This window comes from Streptomyces sp. NPDC002671, assembly GCF_053592475.1.
This window is the reverse complement of the sequence record NZ_JBSFVU010000008.1, coordinates 205526-224578: the sequence shown is the minus strand read 5'-3', so window position 1 is coordinate 224578 and position 19053 is coordinate 205526. Positions and strand designations below refer to the sequence as shown.

Annotated in this window: 18 protein-coding genes; 17 read left to right on the top strand and 1 reads right to left on the bottom strand. The window is 70.5% G+C overall.

Annotated elements, in window-relative coordinates:
* Window positions 1-90: 90 nt before the first annotated feature.
* On the bottom strand, window positions 91-702 hold the full coding sequence (locus ACWD35_RS14920; protein WP_451351616.1) for a beta-class carbonic anhydrase: 612 nt from the start codon (window positions 700-702) through the stop codon (window positions 91-93).
* A 138-nt stretch (window positions 703-840) separates the two neighbouring features.
* Here ACWD35_RS14920 and ACWD35_RS14915 point away from each other — a divergent pair, with 138 nt between their 5' ends.
* The 17 genes from ACWD35_RS14915 to ACWD35_RS14835 all read left to right on the top strand — a co-directional run bounded on the left by ACWD35_RS14915 (window position 841) and on the right by ACWD35_RS14835 (window position 18930).
* Window positions 841-984 (top strand): hypothetical protein, encoded by a 144-nt coding sequence (locus tag ACWD35_RS14915; RefSeq protein ID WP_451351615.1) that lies wholly within the window; start codon window positions 841-843, stop codon window positions 982-984.
* 9 nt (window positions 985-993) lie between these two features.
* Window positions 994-1950 (top strand): 16S rRNA (cytosine(1402)-N(4))-methyltransferase RsmH, encoded by a 957-nt coding sequence (gene rsmH / locus ACWD35_RS14910; RefSeq protein ID WP_451351614.1) that lies wholly within the window; start codon window positions 994-996, stop codon window positions 1948-1950.
* A 33-nt stretch (window positions 1951-1983) separates the two neighbouring features.
* Window positions 1984-2667, top strand: coding sequence for an FtsB family cell division protein (locus ACWD35_RS14905; RefSeq protein ID WP_451351613.1), 684 nt, complete (start codon window positions 1984-1986; stop codon window positions 2665-2667).
* Between the two features lie 5 nt (window positions 2668-2672).
* Window positions 2673-4637 (top strand): peptidoglycan D,D-transpeptidase FtsI family protein, encoded by a 1965-nt coding sequence (locus ACWD35_RS14900; RefSeq protein ID WP_451351612.1) that lies wholly within the window; start codon window positions 2673-2675, stop codon window positions 4635-4637.
* Window positions 4638-4830: 193 nt separating this feature from the next.
* Window positions 4831-6351, top strand: a complete 1521-nt coding sequence (locus tag ACWD35_RS14895) for a UDP-N-acetylmuramoyl-L-alanyl-D-glutamate--2,6-diaminopimelate ligase (RefSeq protein ID WP_451351611.1) — start codon at window positions 4831-4833, stop codon at window positions 6349-6351.
* Window positions 6352-6355: 4 nt separating this feature from the next.
* Window positions 6356-7771 carry a UDP-N-acetylmuramoyl-tripeptide--D-alanyl-D-alanine ligase gene (locus ACWD35_RS14890; protein ID WP_451351610.1) on the top strand — a complete coding sequence of 472 codons (1416 nt, stop codon included), beginning with the start codon at window positions 6356-6358 and terminating at the stop codon, window positions 7769-7771.
* A complete protein-coding gene (gene mraY / locus ACWD35_RS14885) occupies window positions 7771-8841 on the top strand; it encodes a phospho-N-acetylmuramoyl-pentapeptide-transferase (protein ID WP_451351739.1) in 1071 nt (356 codons plus the stop codon). The genes ACWD35_RS14890 and mraY overlap by 1 nt, the downstream gene beginning before the upstream one ends.
* Entirely contained in the window at window positions 8823-10265 is a 1443-nt protein-coding gene (gene murD, locus ACWD35_RS14880; protein WP_451351609.1) for a UDP-N-acetylmuramoyl-L-alanine--D-glutamate ligase, read from the top strand. The genes mraY and murD overlap by 19 nt, the downstream gene beginning before the upstream one ends.
* Before the next feature lie 68 nt (window positions 10266-10333).
* Window positions 10334-11698 carry a putative lipid II flippase FtsW gene (gene ftsW, locus ACWD35_RS14875; RefSeq protein ID WP_451351608.1) on the top strand — a complete coding sequence of 455 codons (1365 nt, stop codon included), beginning with the start codon at window positions 10334-10336 and terminating at the stop codon, window positions 11696-11698.
* A 6-nt stretch (window positions 11699-11704) separates the two neighbouring features.
* Complete coding sequence (gene murG / locus ACWD35_RS14870; protein WP_451351607.1) at window positions 11705-12793, top strand: undecaprenyldiphospho-muramoylpentapeptide beta-N-acetylglucosaminyltransferase; 1089 nt, start codon at window positions 11705-11707, stop codon at window positions 12791-12793.
* A 26-nt stretch (window positions 12794-12819) separates the two neighbouring features.
* Window positions 12820-13614, top strand: coding sequence for a cell division protein FtsQ/DivIB (locus ACWD35_RS14865; RefSeq protein ID WP_451351606.1), 795 nt, complete (start codon window positions 12820-12822; stop codon window positions 13612-13614).
* Between the two features lie 272 nt (window positions 13615-13886).
* Window positions 13887-15101, top strand: a complete 1215-nt coding sequence (gene ftsZ, locus ACWD35_RS14860; RefSeq protein ID WP_451351605.1) for a cell division protein FtsZ — start codon at window positions 13887-13889, stop codon at window positions 15099-15101.
* A complete protein-coding gene (gene pgeF / locus ACWD35_RS14855; protein ID WP_451351604.1) occupies window positions 15098-15826 on the top strand; it encodes a peptidoglycan editing factor PgeF in 729 nt (242 codons plus the stop codon). Before ftsZ ends, pgeF begins: the two co-directional genes overlap by 4 nt.
* A 6-nt stretch (window positions 15827-15832) precedes the next feature.
* Window positions 15833-16552, top strand: a complete 720-nt coding sequence (locus ACWD35_RS14850; RefSeq protein WP_451351603.1) for a YggS family pyridoxal phosphate-dependent enzyme — start codon at window positions 15833-15835, stop codon at window positions 16550-16552.
* Window positions 16553-16680: 128 nt separating this feature from the next.
* Window positions 16681-17322, top strand: a complete 642-nt coding sequence (locus ACWD35_RS14845) for a cell division protein SepF (protein WP_451351602.1) — start codon at window positions 16681-16683, stop codon at window positions 17320-17322.
* Window positions 17323-17382: 60 nt separating this feature from the next.
* Window positions 17383-17676 (top strand): YggT family protein, encoded by a 294-nt coding sequence (locus ACWD35_RS14840; RefSeq protein WP_451351601.1) that lies wholly within the window; start codon window positions 17383-17385, stop codon window positions 17674-17676.
* A 57-nt stretch (window positions 17677-17733) separates the two neighbouring features.
* Complete coding sequence (locus ACWD35_RS14835) at window positions 17734-18930, top strand: DivIVA domain-containing protein (protein ID WP_451351600.1); 1197 nt, start codon at window positions 17734-17736, stop codon at window positions 18928-18930.
* The last annotated feature ends 123 nt before the right edge of the window (window positions 18931-19053 follow it).

Below are 19053 nucleotides of genomic sequence, written 5' to 3'. Positions count from 1 at the left end.
GCGTTTTTCGAACCGTCGTTCTGGTACCGGGCGGCGGAGTGCCTCCGCGGAGGGGGGTGTTCGGGCGGGGTGTCGGGGCGGGCCGGGACGTCAGGCCGGGTCGACCTCGCGCAGCAGACCCGTGTGCACGTCGAAGACGAAGCCGCGCACGTCGTCGGTGTGCGGCAGGAACGGAGAGGTGCGCACCCGCTGCATGGACTGGCGGACGTCCTGGTCGACGTCGCGGAAGGACTCCACCGCCCACGCCGGGCGCTGGCCGACCTCCATCTCCAGCTCGTGACGGAAGTCCTCGGTGAGCGACTCCAGACCACAGTTGGTGTGGTGGATCAGGACGACACTGCGGGTGCCCAGCGCCCGCTGGCTGATGGTGAGGGAGCGGATCACGTCGTCGGTGACGACGCCGCCGGCGTTGCGGATGGTGTGACAGTCGCCCAGCTCCAGGCCGAGCGCGGCGTGCAGGTCGAGCCGGGCGTCCATACAGGCCACCACGGCCACGTGCAGCACGGGCCGCGCGTCCATACCAGGATCGGTGAAGTCCTGGGCGTACGTCTCGTTGGCCTCAACGAGACGGTCCGTCACCGTGTCGCCCTTGGTTATGGCGCCTTCGGATCCAGTGGGAACTGCTGCTGAAGTCGTCATACTCACGACGGTACTGGTCACATGTGGCCGAGGCCTGCTGTGAGAGCGGACAAAGAACGTCATCGTGGCTTGTTGTGAGCTAACCCACACGGAGGGCAAACCTGGGCCGGATGGGTGAATCTGTTCGAAGTGCGGCCGCGGCCGTGATGCGGTACGCGACGCGCAGGCCGGTTGATTGACCGCGGGACGGGGTGGACTAAAGTGACGCGAAAGCGGGAGACGAGTCTCTCCTCGCTGCTGAAACCCCCGGAGACCCCGGCGCACACCCGGACCCGTCTCCTCGCGCGCGCGGCGCGTACGTACGGCTCGGGGGACCCGACGGTGCGTACGGCCCGCCGGAACTGAGAGGCCCCCTTGAGCCAGAGTCGACACGTCCCGGTGATGCTCCAGCGGTGCCTGGATCTGCTGGCGCCTGCCCTGGAGCAGCCGGGAGCGGTGGTCGTCGACTGCACCCTCGGCCTCGGCGGGCACAGCGAGGCGCTGCTGGCCCGGTTCCCCGAGGCGCGGCTGATCGGCCTGGACCGGGACAAGGAGGCGCTGCGCCTGTCCGGCGAGCGGCTGGCTCCCTACGGCGAGCGCGCCACCCTCGTGCACGCCGTCTACGACGAGCTGCCCGACGTCCTCGACCGGCTCGGCATCCCGCGCGTGCAGGGCGTCCTCTTCGACCTCGGGGTCTCCTCCATGCAGCTGGACGAGGCCGACCGCGGCTTCGCCTACGCCCAGGACGCGCCCCTGGACATGCGCATGGACCAGACGACCGGGATCAGCGCCGCCGAGGTCCTCAACACCTATCCGGCGGGCGAGCTGGTGCGGATCCTGCGCGCCTACGGCGAGGAGAAGCAGGCCAAGCGGATCGTCTCCGCGATCGTCCGCGAGCGCGAGAAGGAGCCGTTCAGCAACAGCGCCCGGCTCGTGGAGCTGATCCGGGACGCGCTGCCGCAGGCCGCCAAGCGGACCGGCGGCAACCCGGCCAAGCGCACCTTCCAGGCGCTGCGCATCGAGGTCAACGGCGAGCTGTCCGTGCTGGAGCGGGCCATCCCGGCGGCTGTGAAGGCCCTCGCCGTGGGCGGACGCGTCGCCGTGCTGTCGTACCACTCGCTCGAAGACCGCCTGGTGAAGCAGGTGTTCGCGGCCGGAGCCGCGTCCACCGCCCCGCCCGGACTGCCGGTCGTGCCCGAGCGCTACCAGCCCCGGCTCAAGCTGCTCACCCGCGGTGCCGAACTTCCCACCGAGGAGGAGATCGCGGAGAACCGCCGGGCAGCTCCGGCCCGACTGCGCGGTGCCGAGCGCATCAGGGAGGACGCCGAGTGAGTGAGTCGGGTCTCCGGGCTCACCGGAGGTCAAGTGAGTAGGAAACCCGAACTGAAGGGGAGGGCCGCCCGGCTCGCCCGGCTGTTCCCGGCCGGACGCGCGCGGGCGGCCCGTACCCCGTTCGTCCTCCTCGTCGTCCTGCTCCTCGGCGGCGGCCTCATCGGGCTACTGGTGCTGAACTCCGCGCTCAGCGAAGGCTCGTTCAAGCTCGCCGACCTCCAGAAGCAGACGAAGAACCTCACCGACGAGGAGCAGGCGCTCCAGCGGGACATCGACGCCTACTCGTCCCCCGACGCCCTCCAGCGCCGCGCCCGCGAACTCGGCATGGTCCCGGGCGGCGACCCGGCCTTCCTCGGCCCGGACGGCACCGTCAAGGGTGTCCCCGGCGCCGCCGCCCCCGAATCCGCCGCCTTCACCAACCCGGTCGCCCCCGAGGCCATGACCGCGGCCACCGGCCTCCCCGCACCGCCACCCGCCGTGCCGTCCAAGGCGCCCTCCGGGGCCCCCGCCACGGCTCCCCGGGCAGCTCCCTCCGGGACCCCCGCGACAGCCCCTTCCGCGGCGTCCTCCGCGGCGTCCACCTCGGCCTCCTCCCGGGCCCCCTCCGCCCAGCCGCACGGCGTCCCCGCCCCGCCGGCCCAGCCGCGCGGCGCCCCCGCTCCGCCGGCCCCGGCGGCCAGACCCCAGCCAGCCTCCCCTCCGACCCCCGGCAGGTGACGCAAGTGTCCGACAGGCAACCGCCGCGGCGCCGTGTGCCCGGACCGGCCAGGCCTTCCCGGCCGCAGGGTGCCGTGCGGCGGCAGCCCGGGTCCGGGGCCCGTCCCGCTCGTCGACCGAGCGGGGGGCGGCCCCGGGTCCAGGGTCCGCTCCGGCTCGGCAGCCCGCGGCCCCGGCTGCGTATGGTCGGGCTCGCCCTGACCCTGGTACTGCTCGCCTTCGTCGTACGGCTGCTCCAGGTCCAGGCCGTCGACGCCAGCGCGTACGCCGCGCGGGCCGAGCAGGACCGCTTCGTCGTGCACACCCTGGCCGCCGCGCGCGGCGGCATCACCGACCGCAACGGGGTCGCCCTCGCCGTCAGTGAGGACGCCTACGACATCACGGCCGACCCGACGATGTTCTCGGCCAAGCAGCTGAAGGTCGGCGACGGGCCCGAACAGGCCGCCGCCCTGCTCGCGCCGATCCTCGGCCAGGACCAGGCCACGATCGTCAAGAAGCTGCGGCCCAGGAACAGGAACTCCCGGTACACCCGGCTCGCCACCCGGCAGACCCCGCAGGTCTGGAAGCAGATCAAGGACCTGAAGTCCGCGCTCAACAAGAAGGCCGCGACCGACCACAACACCGTCAACGTGCTGGCCGGAGTCTTCGCCGACCCCAGCAGCCAGCGCGTGTACCCCAACGGCGACCTCGCCGCCGGGATACTGGGCTGGGTCAATGCCGAGGGCCGGGGCGGCGGCGGCATCGAGCAGGAGCTGAACAAGCAGCTGTCCGGCAAGGACGGCAAGATCCGCTACGCCCAGTCCGGCGGCCGTGAGGTGCCCACCGTGGGCTCGAACGAGACGCCCGCCGTGCCCGGCTCCGACGTCGAGCTCACCATCGACCGCGACATCCAGTGGGCCGCTCAGAACGCCATCACCGAGCAGGTGAAGAAGTCCAAGGCGGACCGCGGCTACGTCATCGTCCAGGACACCCGCACCGGACAGATCCTGGCCATGGCCGACTCGCCCGGCTTCGACCCGAACGACCTGTCGAAGGCGGACTCGGCGGCCATGGGCAACGCGGCTCTCCAGGACGCCTACGAGCCCGGCTCCACCGCCAAGGTGATGTCCATGGCGGCCGTCCTGGAGCAGCACGCGGCCACCCCGCTCACCCGCGTCGTCGTACCCAACCGGCTGCACCGCGGCGACCGGCTCTTCCAGGACGACGTCGACCACGACACCTGGTACCTCACCCTCAACGGCGTGCTCGCCAAGTCCAGCAACATCGGCACCATCCTGGCCGCCGGCCAGCTCGGCAAGACCCAGCCCGAGGCGAACCAGGTCCTCTACTCGTACCTGCGCAAGTTCGGCATCGGCCGTTACACCGGGCTCGGCTTCCCCGGCGAGACCCCGGGCATCCTTGCCCCCGCCGGGAAGTGGTCGACCTCGCAGCAGTACACGATCCCTTTCGGCCAGGGCTTCTCCATCAACGCCATGCAGGCCGCCTCCGTGTACTCGACCATCGCCAACGGCGGCGTGCGCGTCGAGCCGACGCTGGTGCGCGGCACCAGGGGCGCCGACGGGCGCTTCGTCCCCGTGCCGAAGCCCAAGGAGACGCGGGTCGTCAGCGAGAAGACCGCGAAGAGCCTCGCCCAGATGCTGGAGTCCGTCGTGGACAACGAGCAGGGCACCGGCATCAAGGCCCGGATCCCCGGCTACCGGGTCGCGGGCAAGACCGGCACGGCCAACCGTGTGGATCCGGCCACCGGCAGGTACCGCGGCTACACCTCGTCGTTCGCCGGGTTCGCCCCCGCGGACAATCCCCGTATCACCGTCTACTGCGCCATCCAGAACGCGACCTCCGGCAACCACTTCGGCGGCCAGATCTGCGGTCCCATCTACAAGCAGGTGATGGAGTTCGCCCTGAAGACCCTCCAGGTCCCGCCGACCGGGGCGCAGGCCGCGAAGCTGCCCGTGACCTACCGGCCCTGACCGGCCCCAGGCCCAGCACCACGGAACGACCACCAGGAACCAGCTCGTGACAACGATCACCCCCGATTCCGGGAACCAGTCCGGGAACCACGGCGCCGCAGGGGCCTCACTTCGCTCCGGAGCGGGTGCGCCCGGTACGCTCACCGCCGTGCCACACGCTGATCAGTACCAAACCACCCAGAAGGGCGCTTCCGTGACATATCCGGGACCGCCGCGACCGGTTCAGGCCTCCGCCACACCCCTCGCGGAACTGGCCGATCAGCTGGGTGTTGCTGCCCCGGACACCGCCGCCGAGGTCATGGGGATCACCCATGACTCGCGTGCCGTCCGCCCCGGCGACCTGTACGCCGCCCTCCCGGGCGCCCGCCTGCACGGCGCCGACTTCGTCACCCAGGCCGCCGGCCTCGGCGCCGCCGCCGTGCTGACCGACCCGACGGGCGCCGAGCGCGCCGCCGCGACCGGACTGCCGGTCCTGGTGGTGGACGATCCGCGCGCGCGGATGGGCGAGCTGGCGGCGACGATCTACGGCCACCCGGGCCGCGACCTGCTCCAGATCGGCATCACCGGCACCTCGGGCAAGACCACCACCGCCTACCTGGTCGAGGGCGGGCTGAGGACCGCCCGCGCCACCGGCTTGATCGGCACCGTGGAGATGCGCATCGGCGACGAGCGCATCAAGTCCGAGCGCACCACCCCCGAAGCCACCGACCTCCAGGCCCTGTTCGCCGTCATGCGCGAACGCGGCGTCGAGGCGGTCGCCATGGAGGTCTCCAGCCACGCCCTGGTCCTCGGCCGGGTCGACGGCTGCGTCTTCGACATCGCCGTCTTCTCCAACCTGAGCCCGGAACACATGGAGTTCCACTCCGGCATGGAGGACTACTACGCGGCCAAGGCGGAGCTGTTCACGCCGCGGCGCAGCAGACTCGGGGTGATCAACCTCGACGACGAGTACGGCCGCAGGCTCGCCGGGGAGGCGACCGTCCCGGTCGTCACCTTCTCCGCCGAGGGCCACCCCGACGCCGACTGGCGCGCCGACGAGGTCCAGGTCGGCCCCATGGACTCGGTGTTCACCGTCCTCGGCCCCCAGGGCGAGCGCGTCCACGCCAGGTCGCCGCTGCCGGGCCCGTTCAATGTGGCGAACACCCTCGCCGCCATCGTGGCCCTGGCCGCGGCCGGCCTCGACCCGCAGGCCGCCGCCGACGGCATCGCCGCCGTACCGGGCGTGCCCGGCCGGCTGGAGCGCGTCGACGCAGGCCAGCCGTACCTCGCGGTGGTCGACTACGCCCACAAGACCGACGCCGTCGAGTCGGTGCTCAAGGCGCTGCGCAAGGTCACCAAGGGGCGGCTGCACGTCGTCCTCGGCTGCGGCGGCGACCGCGACCGGACCAAGCGCGCACCGATGGGCGCCGCCGCGGCCCGGCTCGCCGACACGGCCGTACTGACCTCCGACAACCCCCGCTCCGAGGACCCCCTCGCGATCCTCGCGACCATGCTCCAGGGCGCGGCCTCCGTGCCCGCGCACGAGCGCGGCGAGGTGCTCCTCTTCGAGGACCGGGCCGCCGCCATCGCCGCCGCCGTGGGCCGCGCCCAGGCCGGCGACACCGTGCTGGTCGCGGGCAAGGGCCACGAGCAGGGCCAGGACATCGCCGGCGTGGTCCGTCCCTTCGACGACCGCCAGGTGCTTCGCGAAGCTATCCAGAAGACCCAGGGATGAACTTGTGATCGCCCTCTCCCTCGCCGAGATCGCAGCAGTCGTCGGCGGGCAGACGCACGACATACCGGATCCGTCCGTCCAGGTCACCGGACCGGTCGTCCGGGACTCCCGTGAAGTGGTGCCCGGCAGCCTCTTCGCCGCCTTCGTCGGCGAGCGCGTGGACGGCCACGACTACGCCGCCGCCGTCGTCGAGGCGGGTGCGGTCGCCGTCCTGGCGTCCCGGCCCGTCGGCGTGCCCGCGATCGTCGTGGACGACGTCCAGAGCGCCCTCGGCGCCCTCGCCCGGGACGTCGTACGCCGGCTCGGCACGACCCTCGTCGCCCTGACCGGTTCCGCGGGCAAGACCAGCACCAAGGACCTGATCGCCCAGGTGCTCCGGCGCAAGGCGCCCACCGTCTTCACGCCCGGCTCGCTCAACAACGAGATCGGGCTGCCGCTGACCGCCCTGTCCGCCACTGAGGAGACCGAGTTCCTCGTGCTGGAGATGGGCGCCCGCGGCCTCGGGCACATCCGCTACCTCGCCGGCCTCACCCCGCCGAAGCTCGGCCTCGTGCTCAATGTCGGCACCGCCCACATCGGTGAGTTCGGCGGCCGGGAGCAGATCGCCGAGGCGAAGGGCGAGCTGGTCGAGGCCCTGCCCTCCGAGGAGGAGGGCGGGGCGGCGATCCTCAACGCCGACGATCCGCTGGTGCGCGCCATGGCCTCCCGTACCAAGGCGAAGGTGGTCCTTTTCGGAGAGTCGGCCGAAGCGGACGTACGCGCCGAGAACGTGCGACTCACGGACAGCGGACAGCCCGCATTCAGGCTTCACACACCCTCCGGTGCAAGCGATGTGACCATGCGCCTGTACGGTGAGCATCACGTGTCGAACGCGCTCGCCGCAGCCGCCGTCGCCCATGAGCTGGGTATGTCCGTAAGCGAGATCGCCACCGCGCTCTCCGAGGCGGGCTCCCTCTCCCGCTGGCGGATGGAGGTCACTGAGCGCCCGGACGGCGTGACCATCGTCAACGACGCCTACAACGCCAACCCCGAGTCCATGCGGGCCGCCCTCAAGGCGCTCGCGGCCATGGGCAAGGGGCGCCGCACGTGGGCGGTGCTCGGCAAGATGGCCGAGCTGGGGGACGAGGCGCTCGCCGAGCACGACGCCGTCGGACGGCTCGCCGTCCGGCTCAACGTCAGCAAGCTCGTCGCGGTCGGGGGGATCGAGGCCTCCTGGCTGCAACTGGGCGCATATAACGAGGGTTCGTGGGGTGAGGAGTCGGTGCACGTGTCCGACGCACAGGCGGCGATCGACCTGTTGCGCAGAGAAATGCGCCCGGGAGACGTCGTACTCGTGAAGGCGTCCCGTTCGGTGGGTCTCGAAAGCGTCGCCCAGGCTCTGATCGAGAGCGGTGCCGAGGGTGAGGTTGCCGCCCGATGATGAAGCAGATCCTGTTCTCAGGAGTCATTGGCCTCTTCCTGACGCTGGTCGGCACTCCGCTGCTGATCAAGCTCCTCGCCCGCAAGGGCTACGGCCAGTACATCCGTGACGACGGCCCGCGCGAGCACGCCAGCAAGCGCGGTACGCCGACCATGGGCGGTATCGCCTTCATCCTGGCGACGATCGCCGCGTACTTCCTGAGCAAGCTCATCACCGGTTACCCGCCCACCTACTCCGGGCTGCTGGTCCTCGGCCTGATGTTCGGCATGGGCCTGGTCGGCTTCCTGGACGACTACATCAAGATCGTCAAGCGGCGTTCGCTGGGCCTGCGGGCCAAGGCGAAGATGGCCGGCCAGCTGATCGTCGGCATCTCCTTCGCGGTGCTGTCGCTGATGTTCTCCGACGCCCGCGGCAACACCCCGGCCTCCACCAAGCTGTCGTTCATCACGGACTTCGGCTGGTCGATCGGCCCGGTGCTGTTCGTCATCTGGGCGCTGTTCATGATCCTCGCGATGTCGAACGGCGTGAACCTGACCGACGGTCTGGACGGTCTCGCCACCGGTGCCTCCGTCCTCGTCTTCGGCGCCTACACGTTCATCGGCGTCTGGCAGTTCCAGGAGTCCTGCGCCAACGCGCAGACCCTCACCAACCCGGGCGCCTGCTACGAGGTGCGCGACCCCCTCGACCTCGCGGTGATCGCCTCCGCGCTGATGGGCGCCTGCCTCGGCTTCCTGTGGTGGAACACCTCGCCCGCCAAGATCTTCATGGGTGACACCGGTTCGCTCGCCCTCGGCGGCGTCCTCACGGGCCTGGCCATCCTCTCCCGCACGGAGCTGCTGGTGGCCATCATGGGCGGCCTGTTCGTCCTCATCACCATGTCGGTCGTCATCCAGGTCGGCTCCTTCCGGCTGACCGGGAAGCGCGTCTTCCGGATGGCGCCACTCCAGCACCACTTCGAACTCAAGGGCTGGTCCGAAGTGCTCGTGGTGGTCCGCTTCTGGATCATTCAGGGCATTTGTGTAATCGTCGGACTGGGCCTCTTCTATGCAGGATGGGCAGCGGACAAGTGACCTCCTCGGTGTCTTCTGGGCCTTCTGAGTTCCAGGGCAAGCACGTGACCGTCGCCGGGCTCGGCGTCTCCGGCGTCCCGGCGGCCAAGGTGCTGCACGCGCGTGGGGCGATCGTCACGGTCGTCAACGACGGCGACGACGCCCGCGCGCGCGAGCAGGCCGCGGAGCTGGAGGCGCTCGGCATCACCGTGCGCCTCGGCGACGGGGCGACGCTGCCGGAAGGCACCGAGCTGATCGTCACCGCGCCCGGCTGGAAGCCGGACAAGCCGCTGTTCCTCGCGGCGGAGAAGGCGGGCGTGCCCGTCTGGGGCGACGTCGAACTGGCCTGGCGCCTGCGCGGCCCCGACGCAGCCCCTTGGCTCGCCGTGACCGGCACCAACGGCAAGACGACGACCGTGCAGATGCTCGCGTCGATCCTCGCTGCCGCGGGCCTGCGCACGGCGGCCGTCGGCAACATCGGCGTCTCCCTGCTGGACGCCGTCCTCGGCGACGAGGAGTACGACGTCCTCGCCGTGGAGCTGTCCAGCTACCAGCTCCACTGGGCACCCTCCCTGCGCGCCCACTCGGCCGCCGTCCTCAACCTCGCCCCCGACCACCTCGACTGGCACGGCTCCATGGAGGCGTACGCCGCCGACAAGGGCCGTATCTACGAAGGCAATCGGGTCGCCTGCGTCTACAACGTGGCGGACAAGGCCACCGAGGACCTGGTCGTCGAGGCGGACGTCGAAGAGGGCTGCCGGGCGATCGGGTTCACCCTCGGCGCCCCCGCGCCCTCCCAACTCGGCGTCGTGGACGGCATCCTGGTCGACCGCGCCTTCGTCGAGCAGCGGCACAAGAACGCGCAGGAGCTGGCCGAGGTCGCCGACGTCAACCCGCCGGCCCCGCACAACATCGCCAACGCCCTTGCCGCCGCGGCCCTCGCGCGCGCCTTCGGGGTGCCCGCCAAGGCCGTACGCGACGGCCTGAGGGCCTTCCGCCCCGACGCCCACCGCATCGCGCACGTCGCCGACCTCGACGGCGTCGCCTACGTGGACGACTCCAAGGCGACCAACACCCATGCCGCGGAAGCCTCTTTGGCGGCATATGAGTCGATCGTATGGATTGCGGGCGGCCTCGCGAAGGGCGCCGTCTTCGACGAGCTGGTCGCGAAGTCGGCAAAGCGACTTCGCGGCGCGGTCCTGATCGGCGCCGACCGTGCGCTGATCCGCGACGCCCTCGCGCGACACGCACCGGAAGTACCCGTGGTCGACCTCGACCGGGCCGACACTGGGGCGATGCTCCAGGCGGTGACGGAGGCGCAGCGGCTGGCACAGCCCGGCGACACGGTGCTGCTGGCCCCGGCCTGTGCCTCCATGGACATGTTCACCAACTACAACCAGCGCGGTGACGCGTTCGCGGCGGCGGTCCGCGAACTCGAAGCCTGACCCCGGCCGCCTGCCGGGCGGATCTTGGGAGGGACGCGTGGGACGGTCGGCGTTCAGGGGAGGCGTGGATGTCGGGTAGCCGTACGGGCGGCCGTCCTCCGGTCCAGCGGGCCGTCCGGCGGCCCGCCGTGTCCCGTCCTCCGGGCGACAATCCCGTACGACGGCTGTACACGCGCGCCCGGAAGGCCTGGGACCGCCCGCTGACCGCCTACTACCTGATCCTCGGCGGCAGCGTGCTGATCATCGTGCTCGGTCTGGTGATGGTCTACTCGGCCTCCCAGATCACCGCGCTCCAGCTCTCGCTGCCCGGATCGTTCTTCTTCCGCAAGCAGGCGCTCGCCGCGCTGATCGGCGGCGCACTGCTGTTCGTCGCCTCCCGCATGCCGGTGAAGCTGCACCGGGCGCTGGCCTACCCGATCCTCGCCGGTGCCGTCTTCCTGATGGCCCTGGTGCAGGTGCCGGGGATAGGGATGACGATCAACGGCAACCAGAACTGGATCTCCCTCGGCGGCTCCTTCCAGGTCCAGCCCAGCGAGTTCGGCAAGCTCGCCCTGGTGCTGTGGGGCGCGGACCTGATCGCCCGCAAGCAGGAAAAGAAGCTGCTGACCCAGTGGAAGCACATGCTCGTGCCGCTGGTGCCGGTCGCCTTCCTGCTGCTCGGGCTGATCATGCTGGGCGGGGACATGGGCACCGCGATCATTCTCACAGCGATCCTCTTCGGCCTGCTGTGGCTGGCCGGCGCCCCGACCCGGCTGTTCGCCGGTGTGCTGTCGGTCGCCGGGCTGATCGGTGTGACCCTGATCAAGACCAGCCCCAACCGGATGGCCCGGCTCGCCTGCATCGGCGCCACCGAGCCGAAGTCCGGCGTAGCCGACTGCTGGCAGGCCGTGCACGGCATCTATGCCCTCGCGAGCGGCGGACTCTTCGGTTCCGGCCTCGGGGCGAGTGTGGAAAAATGGGGCCAACTCCCGGAAGCCCATACCGACTTCATCTTCGCCGTCACCGGTGAGGAACTGGGCCTGGCCGGGACGCTGTCGGTGCTCGCCCTGTTCGCGGCTCTAGGCTATGCGGGTATCCGCGTGGCCGGACGCACGGAGGACCCCTTCGTGAGGTACGCCGCGGGAGGCGTGACCACCTGGATCACCGCCCAGGCGGTGATCAATATCGGTGCGGTGCTCGGCCTGCTGCCGATCGCCGGCGTCCCGCTCCCGCTGTTCTCCTACGGAGGATCCGCCCTGCTGCCGACCATGTTCGCCATCGGGCTGCTGATCGCTTTCGCGCGCGACGAGCCCGCTGCGCGGGCAGCGCTTGCGATGCGGCAACCTCGCTTTGGTAGAAAGCGGGCGGGAGGCTCCGGTGCCGAGCGGGGGCCTCGGAGATGGAACACGATGCGACGGCGCGCCTCGGTGGCGCGTACGTCCGGAGAGCGGTGAATTTCGGTGCATGTCGTACTCGCCGGCGGAGGAACCGCGGGCCACATCGAGCCCGCGCTCGCCCTCGCGGACGCCCTGCGCAGGCAGGACCCGACCGTGGGGATCACGGCCCTGGGCACGGAACGGGGACTGGAGACCCGGCTCGTTCCGGAGCGCGGCTACGAGCTGGCGCTGATCCCAGCGGTGCCGCTGCCCCGCAAGCCCACGCCCGAGCTGATCACCGTCCCGGGCCGACTGCGCGGCACGATCAAGGCCGCCGAGCAGATCCTGGAGCGCACCAAGGCGGACTGCGTGGTCGGCTTCGGCGGTTATGTCGCCCTGCCTGCTTACCTGGCCGCCAAGCGGCTCGGCGTGCCCATCGTGATCCACGAGGCCAACGCGCGCCCCGGTCTGGCCAACAAGATCGGCTCGCGGTACGCGGCCCGGGTCGCCGTCTCCACCCCGGACAGCAAGCTGCGCGACGCGCGCTACATCGGCATCCCGCTGCGCCGCTCCATCGCCACCCTGGACCGCGCCGCCGCCCGCCCCGAGGCCCGCGCCCGCTTCGGGCTCGACCCCAACCTGCCCACGCTGCTCGTCTCCGGCGGCTCCCAGGGCGCCCGCCGCCTCAACGAGGTCGTCCAGCAGGTCGCGCCGTGGCTCCAGCAGGCCGGCGTCCAGATCCTGCACGCGGTCGGCCCGAAGAACGAACTGCCGCAGGTACACCAGATGCCGGGAATGCCCCCGTACATCCCGGTAAGTTACCTGGACCGGATGGACCTCGCGTACGCCGCGGCCGACCTGATGCTCTGCCGTGCGGGCGCGATGACCGTCGCCGAACTCTCCGCCGTCGGGCTCCCGGCCGCGTACGTCCCGCTGCCCATCGGCAACGGCGAACAGCGGCTCAATGCCCAGCCGGTGGTCAAGGCGGGTGGCGGACTCCTCGTCGACGACGCGGAACTCACGCCCGAGTGGGTGCAGCAGAACGTCCTGCCGGTGCTCGCCGACCCGCACCGGCTGTACGAGATGTCCCGCGCGGCAAGCGAGTTCGGCCGCCGGGACGCCGACGACCTGCTCGTCGGCATGGTGTACGAGGCGATCGCCTCGCGCCGTTAGGACCGTATGACGAAAGGGCAGTGAGCGTGGCCGGACCGACCACCGCCGAGCGCGGGGAACGCCAGCAGGAGTCGTCCGGCCCGCCGCCCAAGCGGGGGTTGGCCACCCCGCGCCTTCGTAGGATCGTCATCCTGGCTGTCGCTCTCGTGCTCCTCGGAGCCGGTTCCACCTGGGTGTTGTACGGCTCCGGTTGGCTGCGCGTGCGGCATGTCTCGGTGTCGGGTACGCGCGTGCTGAGCCCCGCCGAGGTGCGCGAGGCCGCCGCCGTGCCGGTCGGGGCGCCGCTGATCTCCGTCGACACGGATGCCATCGAGGCCCGACTTCGCCGAAAATTGCCCCGAATTGACACCGTTGACGTGGTCCGTTCCTGGCCCCATGGAATCGGCCTGAAGGTGATCGAGCGCACTCCGGTTCTTCTGGTCCGAAAGGGCGGGAACTTCGTCGAAGTGGACAAGAAGGGTGTCCGTTTCGCCACGGTTTCTCGGGCTCCGAAAGGCGTTCCGGTGCTGAAGTTGACCGCCTCCAGGTCGGGCCCGGGCGCGGCGAGCTTCCGGCGCTTCGGCGCCGACCGGCTGGTGCGCGAGGCGGTCCGGGTCGCGGGTGACGTGCCGGCCGCGGTCGCGCGGGACACCCTGAGCGTCCAAGTCCGCTCCTACGACGACATCTCGCTGGAGTTGAGCGGCAACCGCACGGTCGCGTGGGGCAGCAGCGAGGACGGCCGTGTCAAGGCACGGACCCTCACGGCACTCATGAAAGCAGTTCCCGGCGCGCGGCACTTCGACGTCAGCGTTCCCACCGCCCCTGCGTCATCAGGGAGTTGACGCACATCAGCGCAGGCCAGCACCCTGGTTGGGCATGGCTATGGCTGATCACATAGGGTGAAAAGAAAAACGGGAGGTTCGGCGTGTTCGTTGAACGGGCGCCACTTGTCGACTTAGTGTCAGGTTCAGAAGACTCCAGAGAACAGACACACTGGTAACCCTAAACTTCAGGGTTAGGGTTCGGGTCGGCGTTCGGACCGTCCCATTCGGCATCTGTCGTCGCGGGCACCGCCCGGCGACGACAACGTAATTCGAGGCGAGAGGCCTTCGACGTGGCAGCACCGCAGAACTACCTCGCAGTCATCAAGGTCATCGGTGTCGGCGGCGGTGGTGTCAATGCCATCAACCGGATGATCGAGGTCGGTCTCAAGGGCGTCGAGTTCATCGCCATCAACACCGACGCGCAGGCGCTGTTGATGAGCGACGCCGACGTGAAGCTCGACGTCGGCCGCGAACTCACCCGCGGACTCGGCGCCGGAGCCAACCCGGCCGTCGGCCGCAAGGCCGCCGAGGACCACCGCGAGGAGATCGAGGAGGTCCTCAAGGGGGCCGACATGGTCTTCGTGACGGCCGGCGAAGGCGGCGGCACCGGCACCGGCGGCGCGCCCGTCGTGGCCAACATCGCGCGCTCGCTGGGCGCCCTCACCATCGGCGTGGTCACGCGCCCGTTCACCTTCGAGGGACGGCGCCGCGCGAACCAGGCCGAGGACGGCATCGCCGAGCTGCGCGAAGAGGTCGACACCCTCATCGTCATCCCCAACGACCGGCTGCTGTCCATCTCGGACCGCCAGGTCAGCGTGCTCGACGCATTCAAGTCCGCCGACCAGGTGCTGCTCTCCGGCGTCCAGGGCATCACCGACCTCATCACCACCCCCGGTCTGATCAACCTCGACTTCGCCGACGTGAAGTCGGTCATGTCCGAGGCGGGTTCGGCTCTCATGGGCATCGGCTCGGCCCGCGGCGACGACCGCGCGGTGGCCGCCGCCGAGATGGCGATCTCCTCGCCGCTGCTGGAGGCGTCCATCGACGGCGCCCGGGGCGTGCTGCTCTCCATCTCCGGCGGCTCCGACCTGGGCCTGTTCGAGATCAACGAGGCCGCCCAGCTGGTCAGCGAGGCCGCCCACCCCGAGGCCAACATCATCTTCGGTGCGGTCATCGACGACGCCCTCGGCGACGAGGTCCGGGTCACCGTGATCGCGGCCGGCTTCGACGGCGGTCAGCCGCCGGCCCGCCGGGACAACGTCCTCGGCTCGACGTCGTCGTCTTCTTCGCTGGCCTCCTCCCGCCGCGAGGAGCCCGCCCCGGTGCGGCAGCCCGAGCCCAGCCGCCCGACCTTCGGCTCGCTCGGCAGCGTGACCCCCAAGGAGGAGCCGGAGTCCGCGCCCGAGCCGGCGGCGGACATCCCGGTCGCCCCGCCGGTCCCGCCGTCGCGGAGCTACTCGGACAGCGCCGCCGAGGAGCTGGACGTGCCGGACTTCCTCAAGTGATAGGACAGCGCGAGAGCGTGAGCGGCGCGCACTTCGCCTTCACCGACCGGTGGGGCGGGGTGAGCGCCGCTCCGTATGAGGAGCTGAACCTCGGCGGGGCCGTCGGCGACGCCCCCGAGGCCGTACGCGCGAACCGGGAGCTGGCGGCGAAGTCCCTCGGGCTGGACGCCGGCCGGGTCGTCTGGATGAACCAGGTGCACGGCGCCGACGCGGCCGTGGTCGAGGAGCCGTGGGGCGACCGGCCGGTGGCGGAGGTCGACGCGATCGTCACCGCCCGCCGCGGGCTCGCCCTCGCCGTCCTGACCGCCGACTGCGTGCCGGTCCTGCTGGCCGACCCCGTAGCCGGGGTCGTGGCCGCGGCCCACGCGGGCCGGCCCGGCATGGTCAAGGGCATCGTCCCCGCCGCCGTACGGGCCATGGCCGAACTCGGCGCCCGGCCCGAGCGGATCGTCGCCCGCACCGGACCGGCCGTGTGCGGCCGGTGCTACGAGGTGCCGGAGGCGATGCGCGCCGAGGTGGCCACCGTGGAACCGGCGGCGCACGCCGTCACCAGCTGGGGCACTCCGGCGGTCGACGTGAGCGCCGGAGTGCACGCGCAGCTCGACCGGCTCGGGGTGTGCGACCGGGCGCAGTCGCCGGTGTGCACGCTGGAGTCGGGCGACCACTTCTCTTACCGCCGCGACCGCGCCACCGGGCGCCTCGCGGGCTATGTCTGGCTGGACTGATGGGGCATGACGGACCGTAAGACCGAACTCGCCGCAAATCTGGCGAAGGTGGAGGGGCGCATCACCGCCGCGTGCGTCGCGGCCGGGCGCAAGCGGGAGGAGGTGACCCTGATCGTGGTCACCAAGACCTACCCGGCGAGCGATGTGCGGATTCTGTCGGAGCTCGGTGTGCGTCATGTCGCCGAGAACCGCGACCAGGACGCTGCTCCCAAGGCCGCCGCCTGCGCGGATCTGCCCCTTAATTGGCACTTTGTCGGCCAGTTGCAGACCAACAAGGTGCGATCCGTGGTCGGTTACGCGAACTTTGTGCAGTCTGTCGACCGTGCCCGGCTTGTCACCGCCCTGTCGAAGGAAGCGGTGCGCGCGGAGCGCGAGGTGGGCTGTCTCGTCCAGGTCGCGCTGGACGCGGGCGCGAGCGGGCGCGGGGAGCGCGGAGGCGTCGCGCCCGGCGGAATCGAAGAGTTGGCCGACCTCGTCGCCGAATCTCCGGGGCTGCGGCTCGACGGACTGATGACCGTCGCTCCGCTCACCGGGGAGTACGCGGGACGTGAACAGGCGGCGTTCGAGCGGCTCATGGATTTGTCGACTGACCTGCGCCGAGCCCATCCGGCTGCAACCATGGTGTCGGCAGGGATGAGTGCGGACCTCGAACAGGCCGTGGCCGCCGGGGCGACACATGTGCGCGTCGGTACCGCGGTACTCGGAGTCCGCCCCAGGCTCGGGTAACGTCGCCAGGAAGTCGGACCACAGCAGAAAATATGGTCAATGCCGCCGAAGGCGGGCACAACGACCGCGTGGATCGCGGGCACTTGGCAGTCGTCAGTCGATCCACCACAGAGCGGAGGACTCAGAGCATGGCCGGCGCGATGCGCAAGATGGCGGTCTACCTCGGCCTCGTGGAGGACGATGGGTACGACGGCCGCGGATTCGACCCTGACGACGACTTCGAGCCCGAGCTGGACCCGGAGCCCGAGCGGGACCACCGACGGCACGAACCGTCACACCAGTCGCACAGCGCACATCAGTCCCAAAGGGATGAAGAGGTGCGTATCGTGCAACCCCCCGCGCAGCGCGAGCCGGTGGCCCGTTCGACTTCGCTCGCCGCGGAATCCGGGCGTCCGGCGCGAATCGCACCCGTGGCGTCCATCACACAAGAACGTCAGTCCCTGGAGAAGAACGCACCGGTGATCATGCCCAAGGTCGTGTCGGAACGAGAGCCTTACCGGATCACCACGCTTCACCCGCGGACCTACAACGAGGCCCGTACCATCGGGGAACACTTCCGTGAGGGCACCCCGGTGATCATGAATCTGACTGAGATGGACGACACAGATGCGAAGCGACTTGTCGACTTTGCGGCTGGTTTGGTGTTTGGTCTTCACGGCAGTATCGAGCGGGTGACGCAGAAGGTGTTCCTGTTGTCTCCTGCTAACGTCGATGTCACGGCGGAGGACAAGGCCCGCATCGCAGAGGGCGGGTTCTTCAACCAGAGCTGAGACGCACGACCTGACCGAAGTACGGAAACAGCACGAAACGGGGAGAGGGAAGTCCAGGCCATGAGCGTGTTCGCGCAGGTGATCTACATCGCGCTGATGGTGTTCCTTGTCGTGCTGATTTTTCGGCTCGTCATGGACTACGTCTTCCAGTTCGCCCGTTCGTGGCAACCCGGCAAGGCGATGGTGGTCGTACTGGAGGCCACCTACACTGTCACCGATCCACCGCTGAAGCTTCTGCGGCGGTTCATTCCGCCGCTGCGTCTCGGGGGCGTGGCGCTCGACCTGTCCTTCTTCGTACTGATGATCATCGTCTGGATTCTCAGCACCATCGCACATGCCTTCGCGGTGAGATGAGTTGAGTATGGACGATCCGGTCTTGCCGACTGCCGATGACTACGTTGAGGTGAAGAGATGCCGTTGACCCCCGAGGACGTGCGGAACAAGCAGTTCACGACCGTCCGCCTCCGAGAAGGCTATGACGAGGACGAGGTCGATGCCTTCCTCGACGAGGTCGAAGCCGAACTGACCCGTCTGCTCCGCGAGAACGAGGACCTGCGCGCCAAGCTGGCCGCGGCCACGCGCGCTGCTGCCCAGAACCAGCAGAACATGCGCAAGGGTCCCGAGCCGCAGGACCAGCAGCAGGGCATGCCTCAGCAGGGGATGCGAGGACCCGGCGCTCCGGTGCCCGCCGGCATATCGGGCCCGCCGCAGCAGCAGATGGGTGGCCCCATGGGTGGCCCGCCCCAGCTGCCCAGCGGTGCCCCGCAGCTGCCCGCCGGCCCCGGCGGTCAGGGCGGCCCTCAGGGTCCCGGCCCGATGGGTCAGGGTCCGATGGGTCAGGGTCCGATGGGTCAGGGTCCGATGGGTCAGGGTCCGATGGGTCAGGGCCCGATGGGTCAGGGCCCGATGGGCGGTCAGCCGCCCATGCCGCAGCAGATGGGCGGCCCCATGGGCGGTCCGATGGGCGGCCCCATGGGCGGTCCGATGGGCGGCCCCGGTCAGGGCCCCGGTGGCGACAGCGCCGCCCGAGTCCTCTCGCTGGCCCAGCAGACCGCCGACCAGGCGATCGCCGAGGCCCGCTCCGAGGCCAACAAGATCGTCGGCGAGGCCCGCAGCCGCGCCGAGGGTCTGGAGCGTGACGCCCGCGCCAAGGCCGACGCGCTGGAGCGGGACGCGCAGGAGAAGCACCGCGTCGCGATGGGCTCCCTGGAGTCCGCCCGCGCCACGCTGGAGCGCAAGGTCGAGGACCTGCGCGGCTTCGAGCGCGAGTACCGCACGCGCCTGAAGTCGTACCTGGAGTCCCAGCTGCGCCAGCTGGAGACGCAGGCCGACGACTCCCTGGCCCCGCCGCGCACCCCGGCGACGGCTTCCCTCCCGCCGTCCCCGGCGCCCTCCATGGCCCCGGCCGGCGCGAGCGCCCCGTCCTACGGCGGCAACCAGACGATGGGCGGCGCCCCGGCTCCGTCCGCTCCGTCCTACGGTGGCCAGCAGCAGATGACCCCGGCCATGACCCAGCCGATGGCCCCGGTCCGTCCGCAGGGTCCCGGTCCGATGGGTCAGGCACCCTCGCCGATGCGCGGGTTCCTGATCGACGAGGACGACAACTGACGGCCCGCGGACACTAGTACGACAACGGCGTCGGCAGCGTTCAGGGCGGGACCCCGGACTTCGGTCCGGGGTCCCGCCCTTTTTACGCGCGTTGCGGGAACGCGTTGATGCGTGTCGCGGGAA